The organism is Stenotrophomonas sp. FW305-C-20-S1, from assembly GCF_058783335.1.
Map to the genome: position 1 here is coordinate 1 of NZ_JBYTEK010000081.1, position 1,434 is coordinate 1,434.

The 1,434-nt window shown below is 69.3% G+C and carries 2 protein-coding genes; one reads left to right on the forward strand and one right to left on the reverse strand.

The window, feature by feature from the left end:
• Positions 1 to 16: 16 nt before the first annotated feature.
• A complete protein-coding gene (locus AC3WTC_RS20490; RefSeq protein WP_492712429.1) occupies positions 17 to 667 on the reverse strand; it encodes a YceH family protein in 651 nt (216 codons plus the stop codon).
• A gap of 100 nt (positions 668 to 767) precedes the next feature.
• On the opposite strand from AC3WTC_RS20490, the gene AC3WTC_RS20495 reads away from it, so the two are divergent.
• Positions 768 to 1,434: 5'-nucleotidase, lipoprotein e(P4) family (locus tag AC3WTC_RS20495; RefSeq protein WP_492712431.1), on the forward strand; the 667-nt coding region annotated here is incomplete at its 3' end.

The window sequence follows — 1,434 nt, forward strand, 5'->3', positions numbered from 1 at the left end:
TGCCCGGCGGGCTGTTTCAGCCGCGCAGTTCGGCCAGCTGCGCCTGCAGTTCGGCCACTGCCGCTTCCAGCTGCCCCACGCGCTCGGCCAGGCCGGGGTCGGCCGGCTCGGCGCCACCGCCACTGCTGGCGTACTTTGCTGCCAACGCCGCGCCGTCCACTTCACCGCACAGCAGGTGCATGTAGCGGTCTTCGCGCTGGCCGCTGGCGCGCGGCAGCACCACCAGCAGCGCGCGCTGCTGCAGGCGCTCGACGGCGTGGCGGGCTTCGTCGATATCCGCAAACCGGTACAGACGCTCGCTGCGCGACACCAGTTCGCCCAGGGTCTGTGGCCCGCGCAGCAGCAGCAGGGCCAGCAGCACGGTCTGCTGCCGGGTCAGGTCCAGCGCGCTCTGCAGGCGGTGCTCGTAACGGTCGGCGCGCGAGGAGAAGTGCTGGCGCGCCAGGCCCAGGGTCTCCAGCTGGCGCAGCGCATGCTCCACGCTGCCGGCGCTCACGTTCATCACCGGCTCACGGGCGGTCTTCTGGTTGGCCGCCGATTGCGCGGCGTTGACGGTCAGTGGGTAGGTGTCCGGGGTGGTGGCTTCCTTCTCCACCAGGCAGCCCAGCAGGCGCGCCTGTACGGCATCCAGCAGCGGAACGTCGGGGGTCTGGGCAGGGTCGGTCATGGCGGCTTCCGGAAGACAACGTGTCAACCGCCAAGCATAGCCGTCCCGGCGGCGCCTTTGCCGGTAAAATGGGCCGGTATATCTGATTGCCGGTGAATCCATGCGTCGTCCCGTTTCCTTGTCCCTGACCCTGCTCGCCACTGCGGTGCTGGGCCTGTCCGCCTGCAAGCGCGTGGAAGCGCCTGCCGAAGCCGCCACCCCGCAAGCCCCGGCCGCCGCCGCCAAGGCCGACGGCGCGCTCGACGCGACCGCCAACGACAACCTCAATGCCGTGCTGTGGATGCAGCGCGCGCAGGAATACAGGGCGATCACCGAGCAGACCTACCGTGCCGCCGCCGACCATCTGGACGTTGCGCTGAAGGAAGCCCACTGGGACGCGCTGGTGCCGGAAGAGCGCGGCAACGAGGCCAAGGGCCTGAAGCCGGCCGTGGTGCTGGACGTGGACGAGACCGTGCTGGACAACTCGCCTTACCAGGCGCGCCTGGTGCGTGACGGCAAGGAATACGACGAACTCAGCTGGGACCAGTGGGTGGCCGAAAAGAAGGCCAAGGCCATTCCCGGCGTGGTCGATTTCGCCAAGGCTGCCAATGCCAAGGGCGTGACCCTGCTGTACATCTCCAACCGCGCCGTGCACCTGAAGGACGCGACCCTGGCCAACCTGCGCGAGCAGGGCCTGCCGGTGGCCGATGACAGCGTGTTCCTCGGTCTGGGCACCGTGGTTGAAGGCTGCGAGCAGGCCGGCAGCGAGAAGAACTGCCGCCGCCGCC

Bases quoted from the DNA above. Each gene is read 5' to 3' on its own strand.
- AC3WTC_RS20490 (WP_492712429.1), bottom strand. From the start codon at position 667: ATGACCGACCCTGCCCAGACCCCCGACGTTCCGCTGCTGGATGCCGTA.